This is a genomic window from Roseomonas sp. 18066 (assembly GCF_902706185.1).
In the GTDB taxonomy this organism is placed as follows: domain Bacteria; phylum Pseudomonadota; class Alphaproteobacteria; order Acetobacterales; family Acetobacteraceae; genus Pseudoroseomonas.
The window spans coordinates 1-13,925 of sequence record NZ_CACSJM010000150.1 but is presented as its reverse complement, the minus strand read 5'-3'; the positions used below and the strand labels follow the sequence as shown (position 1 = coordinate 13,925).

At 72.1% G+C, this 13,925-nt stretch carries 13 protein-coding genes and 1 riboswitch; of the genes, 6 read left to right on the top strand and 7 right to left on the bottom strand.

Going from position 1 to position 13,925, the window contains the following annotated elements:
- The coding region (locus GVN67_RS23685) for an intradiol ring-cleavage dioxygenase (RefSeq protein WP_200845376.1) at positions 1–740 on the bottom strand (740 nt) is incomplete at its 3' end.
- Between the two features lie 109 nt (positions 741–849).
- A riboswitch (TPP riboswitch) is annotated at positions 850–960 on the top strand.
- Between GVN67_RS23685 and GVN67_RS23680 the strand changes: the two genes are divergently transcribed.
- The 3 genes from GVN67_RS23680 to GVN67_RS23670 all read left to right on the top strand — a co-directional run bounded on the left by GVN67_RS23680 (position 956) and on the right by GVN67_RS23670 (position 3,431).
- On the top strand, positions 956–1,687 hold the full coding sequence (locus tag GVN67_RS23680) for an ABC transporter ATP-binding protein (RefSeq protein ID WP_159999793.1): 732 nt from the start codon (positions 956–958) through the stop codon (positions 1,685–1,687). It overlaps the preceding riboswitch by 5 nt.
- Positions 1,684–2,442, top strand: coding sequence for an ABC transporter permease (locus tag GVN67_RS23675; RefSeq protein ID WP_159999792.1), 759 nt, complete (start codon positions 1,684–1,686; stop codon positions 2,440–2,442). The genes GVN67_RS23680 and GVN67_RS23675 overlap by 4 nt, the downstream gene beginning before the upstream one ends.
- Positions 2,439–3,431 carry an ABC transporter substrate-binding protein gene (locus tag GVN67_RS23670; protein ID WP_159999791.1) on the top strand — a complete coding sequence of 331 codons (993 nt, stop codon included), beginning with the start codon at positions 2,439–2,441 and terminating at the stop codon, positions 3,429–3,431. The genes GVN67_RS23675 and GVN67_RS23670 overlap by 4 nt, the downstream gene beginning before the upstream one ends.
- 45 nt (positions 3,432–3,476) lie before the next feature.
- Here the strand turns inward: GVN67_RS23670 and GVN67_RS30485 are convergent, their stop codons facing one another.
- The 6 genes from GVN67_RS30485 to GVN67_RS23640 form a co-directional block, all read right to left on the bottom strand.
- Positions 3,477–6,461, bottom strand: coding sequence for a hypothetical protein (locus GVN67_RS30485; protein ID WP_159999790.1), 2,985 nt, complete (start codon positions 6,459–6,461; stop codon positions 3,477–3,479).
- 103 nt (positions 6,462–6,564) lie between these two features.
- Complete coding sequence (locus GVN67_RS23660; protein ID WP_235035446.1) at positions 6,565–7,272, bottom strand: ABC transporter permease; 708 nt, start codon at positions 7,270–7,272, stop codon at positions 6,565–6,567.
- On the bottom strand, positions 7,269–8,186 hold the full coding sequence (locus tag GVN67_RS23655) for an ABC transporter ATP-binding protein (RefSeq protein ID WP_159999789.1): 918 nt from the start codon (positions 8,184–8,186) through the stop codon (positions 7,269–7,271). Before GVN67_RS23655 ends, GVN67_RS23660 begins: the two co-directional genes overlap by 4 nt.
- Entirely contained in the window at positions 8,183–9,307 is a 1,125-nt protein-coding gene (locus GVN67_RS23650) for an ABC transporter permease subunit (RefSeq protein ID WP_235035445.1), read from the bottom strand. Before GVN67_RS23650 ends, GVN67_RS23655 begins: the two co-directional genes overlap by 4 nt.
- A gap of 68 nt (positions 9,308–9,375) precedes the next feature.
- Positions 9,376–10,326, bottom strand: a complete 951-nt coding sequence (locus GVN67_RS23645) for an ABC transporter substrate-binding protein (RefSeq protein ID WP_159999788.1) — start codon at positions 10,324–10,326, stop codon at positions 9,376–9,378.
- Between the two features lie 84 nt (positions 10,327–10,410).
- Entirely contained in the window at positions 10,411–11,112 is a 702-nt protein-coding gene (locus tag GVN67_RS23640) for a hypothetical protein (RefSeq protein WP_159999787.1), read from the bottom strand.
- A 141-nt stretch (positions 11,113–11,253) separates the two neighbouring features.
- Here GVN67_RS23640 and GVN67_RS23635 point away from each other — a divergent pair, with 141 nt between their 5' ends.
- The 3 genes from GVN67_RS23635 (at position 11,254) to rnc (ending at position 13,895) form a co-directional block, all read left to right on the top strand.
- Positions 11,254–12,321, top strand: a complete 1,068-nt coding sequence (locus tag GVN67_RS23635; protein ID WP_159999786.1) for an LLM class flavin-dependent oxidoreductase — start codon at positions 11,254–11,256, stop codon at positions 12,319–12,321.
- Between the two features lie 103 nt (positions 12,322–12,424).
- Positions 12,425–13,174 carry a signal peptidase I gene (gene lepB / locus GVN67_RS23630; protein ID WP_159999785.1) on the top strand — a complete coding sequence of 250 codons (750 nt, stop codon included), beginning with the start codon at positions 12,425–12,427 and terminating at the stop codon, positions 13,172–13,174.
- A 13-nt stretch (positions 13,175–13,187) separates the two neighbouring features.
- Complete coding sequence (rnc, locus tag GVN67_RS23625; RefSeq protein ID WP_159999784.1) at positions 13,188–13,895, top strand: ribonuclease III; 708 nt, start codon at positions 13,188–13,190, stop codon at positions 13,893–13,895.
- Positions 13,896–13,925: the final 30 nt, after the last annotated feature.

The following is a 13,925-nucleotide window of genomic DNA, read 5'->3' as shown; positions in this document are numbered from 1 at the left end:
GCGCCGGGCCCGGGGGGCCCCCCTCCTGGCGGCCCCCCGGGCCCGGCGCTGACCACCGCTTCGGGGCTGACCGCGATGGTCAGGCTGGCGAGATAGCCGCGCTCGGTTTCGGCGATGGCGCAGAAGGAGCCTTCGGCGCCCGCCATCCGCAGGATGCCGTCGCTCCGGTTGATGGTGTCGCGCCGCGCCGTCCGCGCGCTGTAGGGCGGGATGTGGCGGTAGAGGAACTCGCTCAGCGCGTCGGGGAAATAGACCTGGCCGTTCAGCACCGTGCGCCGGTCCAGGAAGACCTTGACGTGGGCATGGGTGGTGCGGCCGCGATACCAGCCGGGATAGAGCGTGTCGAAACCCACCTGCCCCGCCGCATCGGTCGTCTGCACCCCGCGCAGGAATTTTTGCCCGACCGTCGAGACCCGGCCGTCATCGCCCTGCCCGGCATAGCCGGAATAGAGGCCGGCGGCGTCGGCATGCCACAGATCGACCCGCGCCCCCGGCAGCGGCCGGCAATCGGCGCCGAGCACGGTCAGCCGCAGTTCCAGCGGAATACCCGGGCGGCCCTCGGTGATGGCGCGGCGCACCAGGTCAGGGTCGAGGTAGTAGGGCCCCTCCACCGATTGCGGGGTCAGGCGGCAGGCGCCCTCGGGCAGGGTGGCGGCCTCGGCGGCGCGGGCGCCGAGGCTGGCCGCGCCGAGCGCCAGCCCGGCCAGGGCATGCCGGCGCGGCAGGGAGGGGAAGGACACGGGGGACGAGAACTCCATCGAGGCCGCCCTGGAAGCGCAGCCGCGCCCGGCTGGCAAGCCGTGACGGCATCACGAAACTTGCGTGAAACTCGGCGCCATGCCTAGAAACACCGCATCCGGGGGGAGCCTGTTTGTCAGGCTGAGAGGCAGGGATGGGCCCTGCGACCCCTTGAACCTGATCCGGGTCATGCCGGCGAAGGGATCGGAGGTTTCGCATGCCGCCTGCGCTCGGCCTTGCCCTGCCCGGACTCCGCCTCGGCGGCCGCGCCGTGCTCGGCCAGTTCTCCCTCGATGTGCCGCCGGGCGAGGTCACCGCCCTGCTCGGCCCCTCCGGCGTCGGGAAATCCACCCTGCTGCGGCTGCTGGCCGGGCTGCTGCCGGCACCACCCGGCATGGTTCTCTCCCTGAGCGACGGCGGCACGCTGGCCGGGCGCATCGCCTGGATGGGCCAGCAGGATCTCCTGCTCCCCTGGCTGACGCTGGAAGAAAACGTCTGCCTGGGCGCGCGGCTGCGGCGGCAGCGGCCGGATCGTGACCGGGCCCGGGCGCTGATCGCGGCCGTGGGCCTCCAGGGCCGCGAAGCCGCCCGGCCCGACGCGCTGTCGGGCGGCATGCGGCAGCGCGCGGCGCTGGCGCGGACGCTGATGGAAGACCGCCCCTTCGTGCTGATGGACGAGCCCTTCTCCGCCGTCGACGCGCCGACGCGGCACCGGCTGCAGGCGCTGGCCGCCGGGCTGCTGGCCGGGCGCAGCGTGCTGCTGGTCACCCACGACCCGCTGGAGGCGCTGCGCCTGGCGCATCGCATCCTGGTGCTGCGCCCCGGCCCGGACGGCGCCATCCCGGAAGCGCTGCCGATGCCGCGCCACCCGCCGCTGCGCGCCGCCCACGACCCCGAGGTGCTGGCCGCCCAGGCCGCCCTGCTCGAGCGGCTGGCGGAGGCGGCATGAGGCCGCTGATCGCCTTCCTGGGCCTGCTGCTGGTCTGGGAAGGCTTCGTCCGCTGGACCGAGGTGCCGCCCTTCCTGCTGCCGGCGCCGCTGCGCGTGGCGCAGGTGCTGTGGACCCGCTTCGACATCCTCTATGGCCACGCCCTGACGACGCTGACGGAGATCCTGATCGGGCTGCTGCTGGGCACGCTGATCGGCTGCGCCATGGCGCTGCTGCTGTCGGCCTGGCGCGGCGGGCGGCGCTGGCTGCTGCCGCTGCTGATCGCCAGCCAGGCCATCCCGGTCTTCGCCATCGCGCCGCTGCTGACGCTGTGGCTGGGCTTCGGCCTGGCCAGCAAGATCGCCATGGCCACGATCATCATTTTTTTCCCCGTCGCCACCGCCTTCTATGACGGGCTGCGCCGCACCGAGCCGGGCTGGCTGGACCTCGCCGCCACCATGGGCGCGTCGCCGGCCGCGGTGCTGTGGCGGATCCGGGTGCCGGCGGCGCTGCCGGGCCTCGCCTCCGGCCTGCGCGTCGCCGCGGCCGTGGCGCCGATCGGCGCGGTGGTCGGCGAATGGGTCGGGGCCTCGGCAGGCCTCGGCTACGTCATGCTGCAGGCCAATGGCCGCAGCCAGACCGACATGATGTTCGCGGCGCTGACCATCCTGGCCACCATGGCCATGGCGCTGTGGTTCGTCACCGACCGGCTGCTGCGGGCGCTGCTGCCCTGGCAGCCCGACCAATTGTCCGACGACAACGGAGGAACTCCATGACCATGCTTCCCCGCCGGGCGCTGCCGGCGCTGGCCGCGCTCGCCCTGCCCGTCGCTGCGCCGGCCATGGCGCAGACGCCCGCGCCGGCGCCCGCGCCGCAGGGCATGACGAAGCTGACCCTGCTGCTGGACTGGTTCGTCAACCCGGACCATGCGCCGATCGTGGTGGCGCAGGAGGCGGGCTTCTTCACCCGCGCGGGCCTCGAGGTGCGCACCATCGCGCCGGCCGACCCGAACGACCCGCCGCGGATGGTGGCTGCCAGGCAGGCGGATCTGGGCGTCTACTACCAGAAGAACCTGCACCTGGCGGTCGACCAGGGCCTGCCGCTGGCCCGCGTCGGCACGCTGGTGGCGACACCGCTGTCGACGCTGTCGGTGCTGCGCGACGGTCCGGTGAAGTCGCTGGCCGATCTGCGCGGCAAGAAGATCGGCTTCAGCACCGCAGGCTTCGAGGAGATCGCGGTCGACACCATCCTGGGCACCGTCGGGCTGTCGTCGAAGGACGTGACCCTGGTCAATGTCAATTTCGGCCTGTCCAGCGCGCTGATGTCGGGCCAGGTCGATGCCATCCTGGGCGGCTTCCGCAATTTCGAGCTGCACCAGATGGACATCGAGAAGCGCCCCGGCCGCGCCTTCTACCCCGAGCAGCACGGCATGCCGATCTATGACGAGCTGATCTATGTCGCCCACACCGACCGTGTGCGCGACCCGGCGCTGCGCCGCTTCATGGACGCTGTCGAGGGCGCCACCACCTTCCTGGTGAACAATGCCGAGGAAAGCTGGAAGATGTTCATCGCCGGTCCCCGCCGCGAGCTGGACAACGAGCTGAACCGCCGCGCCTTCAAGGACACGCTGAACCGGTTTTCGCTCAGTCCGGCGGCGCTGGATGCCAACCGCTATCAGCGCTTCGCGAAGTTCCTGGCCGAGAAGAAGATGATCCGCAGCGTGCCGGAAGTGTCGAAATATGCGGTGGAGCTGCCGGTGGCCTGAGGTCGCTTTCGGGCCGGGGGTATTGCCGCCCCCGGCCCGGCCGCGTCAGGCGATGATCTGAATATCGCTGGCGGCGAAGCCCGCGACCGGCGTGTCGAAGCGGGCCAGCAGCACGGCGCCAATCTGGGCGGTACCGTCGGCATCCCACCACAGGCTGCGGTCGGTGGTGTCGAACAGCAACTGCGCCTGGGTGGCGGTTGCGGTGCCGCCGGCATTGGCGACGAACTGGGCGCCGCCCAGCGCCACGCCCGCCACCAGCCCGCCGCCGAAACCGGCGGCCGAGATCTCGATGACATCCTCGCCCAGGGTGAAATCGGCGATGGTGTCGCCGCCCTCGGCCGCGGCGGTGAAGCGGAAGGCGTCGCGCCCGGCGTCGCCCGCCAGCCGGTCGGCGCCCAGCCCGCCGACCAGGATATCGTCGCCGAGACTGCCGGTCAGGGTGTCGCGGCCGGCGCCGCCCAGCATGGTGTCGTGGCCCGCGCCACCCCCCACGATGTCGTTGCCGTCGCTGCCGGTGATGTGGTTGTCCAGGTCGTTGCCGTCGACGCCCCATTGCTCCTGCAGCAGCACCAGGTTCTCGACATGGGCGGCGAGGATCCAGCGGAACAGGAAGTTGGGTTCGCCTTCCGGTCGGCCTGGATAGACGAAGTCGTTGCCGCTTTGCCAGATGACGGTGTCGATGCCGCCATCCGCCCCCTCGTTGACCGAGGGGGCGGTGAAGCTGACCCAGTCTTCTTCCGCCCCGTTGTGATACTTGAAGCGAACACTGGTGACATAGGTGTCGTCGCCGTCGCCCCCGGTCAGATGGAGGCCCCTGAGGACATTGTCGCCGGCATTGCCCCGCACCCACCCGGCGGCGCCGTCGATGTCGTCCTCGCCCATCAGCACGATGGCTTCGACGTCGGACGGCGCCGCGATGCTGCGCCAGCTATGGATGGTATCGAAGGCACCATTGTATTCTTCGACAATGGTCACCGCGCCCTCGCCCGCCGGCACGATGTAGAGATCATCGCCGCTGCCGCCGATCAGCATGTCGTTGCCGCCACCGCCTTCGAGGATGTCGTTCCCGGCAAATCCGGACAGGATATTGTCCAGCGCATTGCCGATGATGTGGTTGTGGATGGCGTTGCCACGGCCCTCGCGCGCCCCCCCCACCAGGGTCAGGTTCTCCAGGCTGGCGCCCAGCGTCCAGTCGAGGCTGGCGATGACGGTGTCCGTGCCCTGGCCGATGCCCTCGACCGCCTCGTCGCCGGCGCTGTCGACGTAATAGGTATCGTTGCCGGTGCCGCCGAGCATGCTGTCGTTGCCGGCGCCGCCGTCGAGGATGTCGTGGCCGCCCTTGCCCTCCAGCCAGTCGTCGCCGTCCAGGCCATAAAGGGCATTGGCGCCGGCATTGCCGATCAATTCGTTGGCCAGGGCATTGCCGCGCCCCGCCAGGGCGCCGCTGCCGGTCAGGGTCAGCGCCTCGATATTGTCGGCCAGGGTCCAGGCGATGCCGGCCAGCACGCGGTCGAAGCCTTCGCCCGCCAGCTCGATGGTCTGGTCCTCCAGCTTGCTGACGACATAGGTGTCGTCGCCGAGCCCGCCCAGCATGACGTCGTCGCCCATGCCGCCATCGAGGGTGTCGTCGCCGGCGCCGCCCTCCAGCCGGTCGTTGCCCGAGCCGCCTTCCAGCGTGTCGTGGCCGGCCATGCCCTGCAGCAGGTCGTCGCCGCCCAGGCCGCGCAGCGTGTCGGTCAGGCTGGTGCCGGTGATCAGGTTGGCCAGGCCGTTGCCGGTGCCGGTGGCGCGGCTGGTGCCGACCAGCAGCAGCGCCTCCAGATGGGCGCCCAGCGTCCAGGAGCCGCGGCTGACCACGGTGTCGTAGCCGCCCGCGGCGGTCTCGAAAATCTGGTCGCCGAGGCCGACGACATAGCGGTCGTCGCCCAGCCCGCCGACCAGCACGTCGTTGCCGGCGCCGCCATCGAGCAGGTCGTGGCCCTCGCCGCCCTCCAGCCGGTCGTCGCCGTCCATGCCATAGAGGCTGTCATCGCCGTCGCGGCCCTGCAGCGTGTTGGCGGCGGCGCTGCCGGTGATGCTGTTGTCCAGCACATTGCCGATGCCGACCAGCGCGCTGCCGCCGACCAGGCGCAGATTCTCGACATGGCTGCCGAGGGTGTAGGAGACGCTGGCGACGACCTCGTCGATGCCCTGACCCGCGAATTCGAAGGCCCGGTCGGTCGCCTTGTTGACGGTGTAGCGGTCGTTGCCGGCGCCGCCGAGCATCAGGTCGTTGCCCATGCCGCCGTCGAGATCGTCGTCGCCGGCGCCGCCCTCCAGCCGGTCGTCGCCCGCCTCGCCCTTCAGCACATTGTCGCCCGCCGTGCCGATGATGACATTGTCCAGCGCATTGCCGGTGCCGTTCAGCGCCGCCCCGGTCAGCACCAGTTTTTCCAAATTATCGCCCAGGGTCCAGGCGACGCTGCTGCGGAGGGTGTCGTAGCCTTGGTCGCGCAGCTCGGCGACGCGGTCGGCCGTGCTGTCGACGACATAGGTGTCGTCGCCCAGCCCGCCATGCATCACATCGTCGCCGCGGCCGCCGTCCAGCCAGTCGTTGCCGTTGCCGCCCTGCAGCGCGTCGTTGCCGTCGCGCCCCTCCAGCCGGTCGTCGCCGTCGAGGCCGCGCAGCAGGTTGTCGGCCTGGCTGCCGATGATCAGGTTGGCCAGCCCGTTGCCGATGCCGGTGACCGCCAGCAAGGTCGCCATGACCAGCGCCTCCTGGCTGGCGCCCAGCGTCCAGGACACGCCGCTGCGCACCGTGTCATAGCCTTCGCCGGGCAGCTCGATGACCTGGTCGGTCTCCTTGTTGACGACATAGGTGTCGTCGCCGAGCCCGCCGAGCATGACGTCATTGCCCATGCCGCCGTCGAGCAGGTCGCGGCCCTCGCCACCCTCCAGCCGGTCGTCGCCGGCGAGGCCGAGCAGGATGTCATCCTCCGCGGTGCCGAGCAGCAGGTCGGGCCCATTGGTACCGGTGCGGGTGACGGCCATTGCTCTGCAAGTCCTGTGTATGACGGCGGCGACATTATTGCCCGCGTCACGCCAGGCGGAAAGATAGTTACTTGCACGAAATTTCCGTGATGGCCCCGCCGCGTCAGCCCAGCGCCCAGCGCAGCCCGCGATCGGCGACCAGGGCCAGCCAGGCGGTGAAGATCGCCCCCTGCAGCACCCAGGCGGCATTGCCATTGGCGAGGCCGGTGACGATCGGCGTGCCCAGGCATTGCGCGCCGGCCACCGCCCCCACCGCGGTGGTCGCGATGGCCAGGACGAGGGCCACCCGCAGCCCGGCGCCGATCACCGGCAGGGCCAGCGGCAATTCGACCTCGGCCAGGATGCGCAGGCGCCCCATGCCGGTGCCGCGCGCCGCGTCCAGCACGCCGGCCGGCACCGCCTCCAGCCCGGCGATCCCCGCGCGCAGCACCGGCAGCACGGCGTAGAGGACGAGGGCCAGCAAGGTCGGCGCCGCGCCGAAGCCGAGCAGCGGCAGGGCCAGCGCGATCACCGCGATCGGCGGCACCGCCTGGGCCAGGGCGAAGAGCGCGTCGAACAGCGGCCGCAGCCGCTGCCCCATCCCCCGCGTGGCCAGCACCGCGGCGCCGATGCCGATCGCGCCCGCCAGCAGCGCGGCGCTGAAAGAAAGCGCCAGATGCTCGCCCAGCAGCACGAACCAGGAGCGGCTTTCCCAGAGCGGCCGCTGCAGCTCGGGGAACAGCCAGTGCCAGAGCGGCCCGGTGAAAGGCGCCAGGCTGAGCGCCGCGAGGAAGCCGGCCAGGTTGCCGAAGAAGGCCAGGCCCGGCCTCACCGGCCGCGCACCAGGTCGTCCCAGCGCAGCAGCGCGTCGGGGGCGATGGCGACCGCCTGCCGCCCCTGCTCCAGCATCAGCAGCAGCGCGTCTTTCTGCGAGGCGCCGTCGGGCAGCGACGGCAGGCCGCCGGGATCGCCCGGGGTGGCGAGCTCGGCGGCCGGGCGGGTGGCCAGGCGGTGCAGCGCCAGCCCGCTCTCGCCGAACAGGCGGCGGATTTCCGGGCCGGCGCCCTCGGCCAGCAGCTCGCGCGGGGCGCCTTCGGCCAGCAGCCGGCCATGCTCCAGCACCGCCAGGCGGTCGGCCAGGACCAGCGCTTCCTCGACGTCATGGGTGACAAACAGGATGGTCTTGCCGGTCTCGGCATGGATGCGGCGCAGCTCGGCCTGCAGGTCGCGCCGCGTGCCGGGGTCGAGGGCGGAAAACGGCTCGTCCATCAGCAGCAGCGGCGGGTCGGCGGCGAGCGCGCGCGCCAGGCCGACGCGCTGCGCCTGGCCGCCGGACAGTTCTGTGGGCAGCCGGTCGCGGAATTCCTCGGGCGGCAGGTTCACCAGCCGCAGCAGGGCATCGACCCGGGCGGCGATCCGGGACGCCTCCCAGCCGAGCAGCCGCGGCACGGTCGCGATATTGCGCGCCACGCTCCAATGCGGGAACAGCCCGACCGACTGGATGACATAGCCGATGCCGCGGCGCAGCTCTTCCACCGGCTGCCCGGCGATGTCGCGGCCCGCGACCAGGACCCGGCCAGAATCGGGCTCGACCAGGCGGTTGGCCATGCGCAGCAGGGTCGACTTGCCGGAGCCGCTTTCCCCCAGCAGCACGCCGATCTGGCCGGAGGGCACTTCCAGCGTGACGCGGTCCACCGCCGGGCGCGCCGTGCCGAAGCGGCGGGAGACGGCCTCGAAGCGGATCATGCCCGCCGCCCCAGCGCCGTCTGCAGCCCGGCCAGCAGCGCATCGGCCGCCAGCGACAGGGCGACCACCGGCAGCACGCCGAGCAGGATCAGGTCGGCGGCCAATTGCCCGATGCCCTGGAAGATCAGCGCCCCCAGCCCGCCGCCGCCGATCAGCGCCGCCAGCGTCGCCAGCCCCACCGCCTGCACCGCCGCCAGCCGCAGCCCGCCCAGCATCACCCCGGCGCCCATCGGCAGCCGCACCGCGACCAGGATCTGTCGCGGGGTCATCCCCTGCCCCGCCGCGGCCTCCAGCAGGGCGGGCGGGGCCAGCCGCAGCCCGGCCAGGGAGCTGGAGGCCAGCGGCAGCAGCAGATACGCGGAAATGCCGAGCACCGCCGGCGCCGGCCCGATGCCGCCAATGCCCCATTGCCGCAGCACCGGAAAGACGGCGACCAGCGCGCCGAGCGGCGCCATCAGCAGGCCGAAGAGCGCGATGGAGGGCACCACCTGCACCGCATTGGCCGCCCCCATCAGCACCGCCTCGAGGCGCGGATGGCGCAGCGCCAGCAGCGCGGCCGGCGCCGCCACCATCAAAGCCAGCAGGAAGGCGCCGCCGGACAGCGCGAGATGCTGCGCCAGGGCCGCGCGGATCTCGGGGCCACGGGCGGCGGCCTCGCGCAGCAGCGACAGGGAATCGAGGCCGCCGCCGAGCACCAGCACGATGCCGCCGAGCAGGGCCGCGGCCCAGAACAGGCTGGGCGCCGCGCCGCGCCCGGCCGCCGCCGCGCCACCCGCCAGGCAGATGCACAGGAAGGAAAACCAGAAGCCGGCGGCGGGCATGGCGCGGGCGGCCGGCGAGGCGTCGCGCAGCAGGGCGGCGGCGCCCGTGCCGGCGGCGGCCAGCAGCGCCAGCAGCATGGCCACCGCCAGCAGCTCCGCGATCCGCAGGCCGCGCGGGCGCAGGGCGGCGACCACCAGGCCCAGCCCGGCCAGCAGGAACAGCGCGACGGACAGCAGCACTGGCAGGCCCAGTGGCAGGCCCAGCGGCAGGCTGGCGGGGCGCGGGCTCAGCAGCCGGTTCGGCGCCAGGGCCAGCAGCCCCAGCGCGAAGGGCGCCACCACCGCCACCGCCGCCAGCACCGCAGCGGCCGGGGCGCCGCGTCCGGCCTCGGCGGCGGGGGCGGCGAAGCGGCGGGCCAGCGCCAGGCTCAGCGCGGCAGGTCCTTCACATAGGCCGCCGCCACCGCGCGCGGCGCCTCGCCATCGACGACGATGCGGGCGTTCAGCTTCTGCAGCACCTCGAGCGACAGCGAGGCGAAGAGCGGGTCCAGCCAGTCGCGCAGCTTCGGCAGCTGCTCGACCACCGCGGCCCGCGCCACCGGGGCGGGCTGGTAGACCACCTGGGCGCCCTTGGGGTCGGTCAGCACCACCAGGTCGAGGGCCTGGATGGCGCCGTCGGTGCCATAGACCATGGCGGCATTGACGCCGTTCAGCTTCTCGGCGGCGGCGCGCATGGTGACCGCGGTGTCGCCGCCGGCCAGCACCAGCAGCCGGTCGGGCGGCAGGGTGAAGCCATAGGTCTTCTGGAAGGCCGGCAGGGCGGCCGGGCTTTCGACGAATTCGGCCGAGGCCGCCAGCTTGAAGGCGCCGCCCTTGGCGATATGCCCGGCAAGCCCCTCCAGCGAGGTCAGCCCGGCCTGCTTCGCCACATCCTGGCGCAGCGCGATGGCCCAGGTGTTGTTGGCAGCCGCCGGGCGCAGCCAGACCAGCTTGTTGCGCTCCAGGTCCAGGGCGCGGACCTTCTCGGCCGCGGCGGCGGGGTCATGCCAGGCCGGGTCGCTTTCCATCTGGAAGAAGAAGGCGCCATTGCCGGTGTATTCGGGATAGAGGTCGAGCTCGCCGGCCAGCAGCGCCTGGCGGACGATCCGCGTCGGGCCCAGCTGCAGCTTGCGGTTCACCGTGACGCCCTCGGCCTCCAGGCGCTGGGCGATCATTTCTCCCAGAAGCGCGCCCTCGGTGTCGAGCTTGGAGCCGACGGTGACAGCCTGGCCCGGCGTCGTCCCCTGGGCTCTTGCCCGCCCGGCCAGCGCCAGGGCTGGGACGGCCAGCAGGCCGGCACGACGGGTGAGCCTCACCCCCTCCGATGGACGCTGGCGCATCGAAACCACTCCCCTGCGGCGGATGGGCGTCAGTCTGGGCGGCCGGCGCCGCGAAATCCAGCCACCCGCCGCGGGTAACGCCGCTCAGCGCGGGCCGTAGCAGGCGATTTCCGGCGCCAGCACGGATTTCCACTGGCGGAAGGTCTCGTTCTTGGCGGCGTGGTGCTCGCGCGGCTGGGCGGGATAGAAACGCTCGATCAAGCTTCCGGCATCGTCGAGCATGGCGTGGTCGATGCGGAAGAAGCGCAGCTTCGGGTGGCGCGGCAGCCCGGCCTGCAGCGCGTCGTTGAAGGCCAGGCACCGGGCGATGCGCGCGGCATGGCCCAGGTCGTGGCGCTCGCCGGCGGCGCGCAGCTTGTCGGGGCAGGCGCCGGTCTGCGCCTTCACCACATCGGGAAACACCGCGTCGCGCAGCGGCGAGGGCTGCAGGCCGAGCACGCCGATGCTCTCCAGCAGGTCATCTTCGGCATCCTCCTCCAGCAGCGCGGTCAGGAAGCGGCCATAGACCTCGACCCGGCTGGCGGCGAAGGCGACGGCGCAATCCACCGCCCCGTCGGCCAGGCGGCGGTAGAAGCCGAAATCGGCATCGGCATTGCCCAGCATCAGGAACAGCTTCTTGCGCTGCGGCGCGCGGGCCATGTGGCGGATCACCTGGCCATGGCCGATGGTCGAGCCTTCCCGCATCAGCCCCTTGATCGAGGCGCCGGAGAAGACGTTGTAGGAAAACCTGCCCGAGTAGTCCCGCTGGAACTGCCGGACGCTGGAGGAGCCGCAGAACATGTACAAGGATGGGCCTCGGCGCGAATCGGAATGACCTTTTCGTCATTTTTTCGCCAGGCGTGATCCGGCGTCAATCCGGACCGGCAACGTCCCGCCGCGAAAGCCACCCCCCTGGGCAGCGCGCCCCCCTGCTGTAAGCTCGGCGGCATGGCCCTTGCCCTGTCGATCCTCGACCAATCCACCATCGCCAGCGGCCGCGGCGCCGATGCGGCGATCCGCGAGAGCCTGGCCCTCGCCCAATATGCCGACCGGCTGGGCTATGCCCGCTACTGGCTGGCCGAGCACCACAACAGCGACAGCCATGCCGGAAGCGCGCCCGAGATCCTGATCGCCGCCATCGCCGCCACCACCCAGCGGATCCGCATCGGCTCGGCCGGGGTGATGCTGCCGCATTACGCGGCGCTGAAGGTCGCCGAGCAGTTCCGCGTGCTGGAGGCGATCGCGCCGGGGCGGATCGACCTCGGCCTCGGCCGGGCGCCGGGCAGCGACGGGCGCACCGCCTATGCGCTGAACCCGGCCGCCGCCCAGGCCGGCGCCGACCGCTTCCCGGCCCAGGTGCAGGAAGTGCTGGGCTGGCTCGGCGAGGGGCTGCCGGTCAACCACCCCTTCGCCGCCGTGCGCGCCCAGCCCGAGGTGCCGACCCGGCCGCAGGTCTGGATGCTGGGCAGCTCGGAATATGGCGCGCAGCTCGCGGGCTATCTGGGCCTGCCCTATTGCTTCGCGCATTTCATCACCGATGGCGGCGGCGCCGAGGTGGCCCTGGCGCAGTATCGCCAAAGCTTCCGCGCCCTGCCCGACCGGCTGGACGCGCCCCATGCGGCGCTGGCCGTCTTCGCGCTCTGCGCCGAGACCGAGGCCGAGGCGCAGCGGCATTTCTCCTCCCGCGCGCTATGGCGGCTGTCGCGCGACCGCGGCATCTACCCGCCGCTGCCGACGCCGGAGGAGGCGGCGGCCCATCCCTATAGCGAGGCCGAGCGGCAGAAGATCGAGCGGATGCAGGCCCGCGCCATCCTCGGCACGCCCGAGGTGGTGCGTGCCCGCCTGGAGGCGCTGGCCGAGGAGCTCGGCGCGCAGGAGGTCGCCGTGCTGACGCCGGTGCACGACCCCGCCGCGCGGCGCGACTCGGTCCGGCTGCTGGCCGGCGCCTTCGGCCTTCCGGGCGCCGGCGATCAAGCTCCAGGCCAGCCCCTGGGCCAGCCCCCGGGCCAGCCATGACGGGGCTTTCCTTGACATCCGGGGCAGAGCCGCGCTCTACCCCCCCTCTGGGTCGCGGCGGCTGGCGCAGCAGACCGAAGCGGGGCCTCGCGAAAACCCTCCGATGACCAAGAAAACGGGCGGCTGGCTCGAAAGCATCAAGACCGTGGTTTATGCCGGGCTCATCGCCATCGGCATCCGCACCGTGGCCTTCGAGCCCTTCAACATTCCCTCGGGCAGCATGATCCCCACGCTTCTGGTGGGCGACTATCTGTTCGTGTCGAAATACGCCTATGGCTATTCGCGGCACTCCATGCCCTTCAGCCCGAACCTGTTCGAAGGCCGGGTGATGGGCTCGCTGCCGGCGCGCGGCGACGTCGCCGTCTTCAAGTATCCGCGCGATAACAGCACCGACTATATCAAGCGCATCGTGGGCCTGCCGGGCGACCGCATCCAGATGCGCGGCGGCCGGCTGTTCCTGAACGGCACCGAGGTGCCGCGCGAAAGCCTCGGCCTCTACACGGTCGAGGGCGACGGCCCGCGCATGACCGTCCGCCGCTACCGCGAGGCGCTGCCGCCGGCGGGCACCGGCGCGGTGCTGCGGCACGAGATCCTCGAGGCCTCCGACGACGGGCCCTATGACAACACGACCGAGTTCGTCGTGCCGCCCGACCATGTCTTCGCCATGGGCGACAACCGCGACAACAGCCTCGACAGCCGCGAGATGAACGCGGTGGGCTTCATCCCCGTCGAGAACCTGGTCGGCCGCGCCGAGATGATCTTCTTCAGCGTCGATGGCACCGCCGCCTGGTGGGAAGTCTGGGCCTGGCCCTTCGCCATCCGCTGGAACCGCCTGTTCTCGGCGGTGCGGTGAGGATCCGGTTCGCATGAGCAACGCTGGTCCCGCGCTGCCGGCCGGGGCCGGCTTCATGTCCCGGCTGGGTCATCGCTTCAATGACCCTGGCCTGCTGTCCCAGGCGCTGACGCATCGCTCGGCCGCCGATCCGCGCCGCGGCATGCTCGATTCCAACGAGCGCCTGGAATTCCTCGGCGACCGCGTGCTCGCCCTCGTCATGGCCGAATGGCTGTCGGAGCGCTTCCCCACCGAGCGCGAAGGCGCCATGGGCAAGCGGCTGTCGGTGCTGGTCGCGGCCGAGACCCTGGCCAAGGTGGGCGAGGCGATCGGCCTGCCCGCGGCACTGCGCATCCCGCCGGCCGAGGGCCGCACCGGCCTGCGCGGCCGCGCCACCGTCATCGCCGACGCCACCGAGGCGCTGATCGGCGCGCTCTATCTCGATGGCGGGCTCGACCCCGCCCGCCGCTTCATCCGTGCCGAATGGCCCGGCTTCCTCGAAGCCGATCCGACCCCCCCCATGTCGGCCAAAAGCCGTCTCCAGGAACACACGCTCGGCCGCGCCGAAGGGTTGCCCGCCTACCGCACGGTCTCCGCCTCCGGCCCCTCGCACCAGCCGCTCTTCGTGGTGGCGGTGCGGGCCGGCGGGCGCGAGGCCCAGGGACAGGGCGATTCCAAGCGCGCCGCCGAGCAGGCCGCCGCCGAGGCCTGGCTCTCAGCGTTGGACAATACCGCATCATGACCGACGAAACCCCTCCCCCTCCCGCCGCCC

Bases quoted from the DNA above. Each gene is read 5' to 3' on its own strand.
- GVN67_RS23680 (WP_159999793.1), top strand. From the start codon at position 956: ATGCCGCCTGCGCTCGGCCTTGCCCTGCCCGGACTCCGCCTCGGCGGC.
- GVN67_RS23675 (WP_159999792.1), top strand. From the start codon at position 1,684: ATGAGGCCGCTGATCGCCTTCCTGGGCCTGCTGCTGGTCTGGGAAGGC.
- GVN67_RS23670 (WP_159999791.1), top strand. From the start codon at position 2,439: ATGACCATGCTTCCCCGCCGGGCGCTGCCGGCGCTGGCCGCGCTCGCC.
- GVN67_RS30485 (WP_159999790.1), bottom strand. From the start codon at position 6,461: ATGGCCGTCACCCGCACCGGTACCAATGGGCCCGACCTGCTGCTCGGC.
- GVN67_RS23655 (WP_159999789.1), bottom strand. From the start codon at position 8,186: ATGATCCGCTTCGAGGCCGTCTCCCGCCGCTTCGGCACGGCGCGCCCG.
- GVN67_RS23645 (WP_159999788.1), bottom strand. From the start codon at position 10,326: ATGCGCCAGCGTCCATCGGAGGGGGTGAGGCTCACCCGTCGTGCCGGC.
- GVN67_RS23635 (WP_159999786.1), top strand. From the start codon at position 11,254: ATGGCCCTTGCCCTGTCGATCCTCGACCAATCCACCATCGCCAGCGGC.
- lepB (WP_159999785.1), top strand. From the start codon at position 12,425: ATGACCAAGAAAACGGGCGGCTGGCTCGAAAGCATCAAGACCGTGGTT.
- rnc (WP_159999784.1), top strand. From the start codon at position 13,188: ATGAGCAACGCTGGTCCCGCGCTGCCGGCCGGGGCCGGCTTCATGTCC.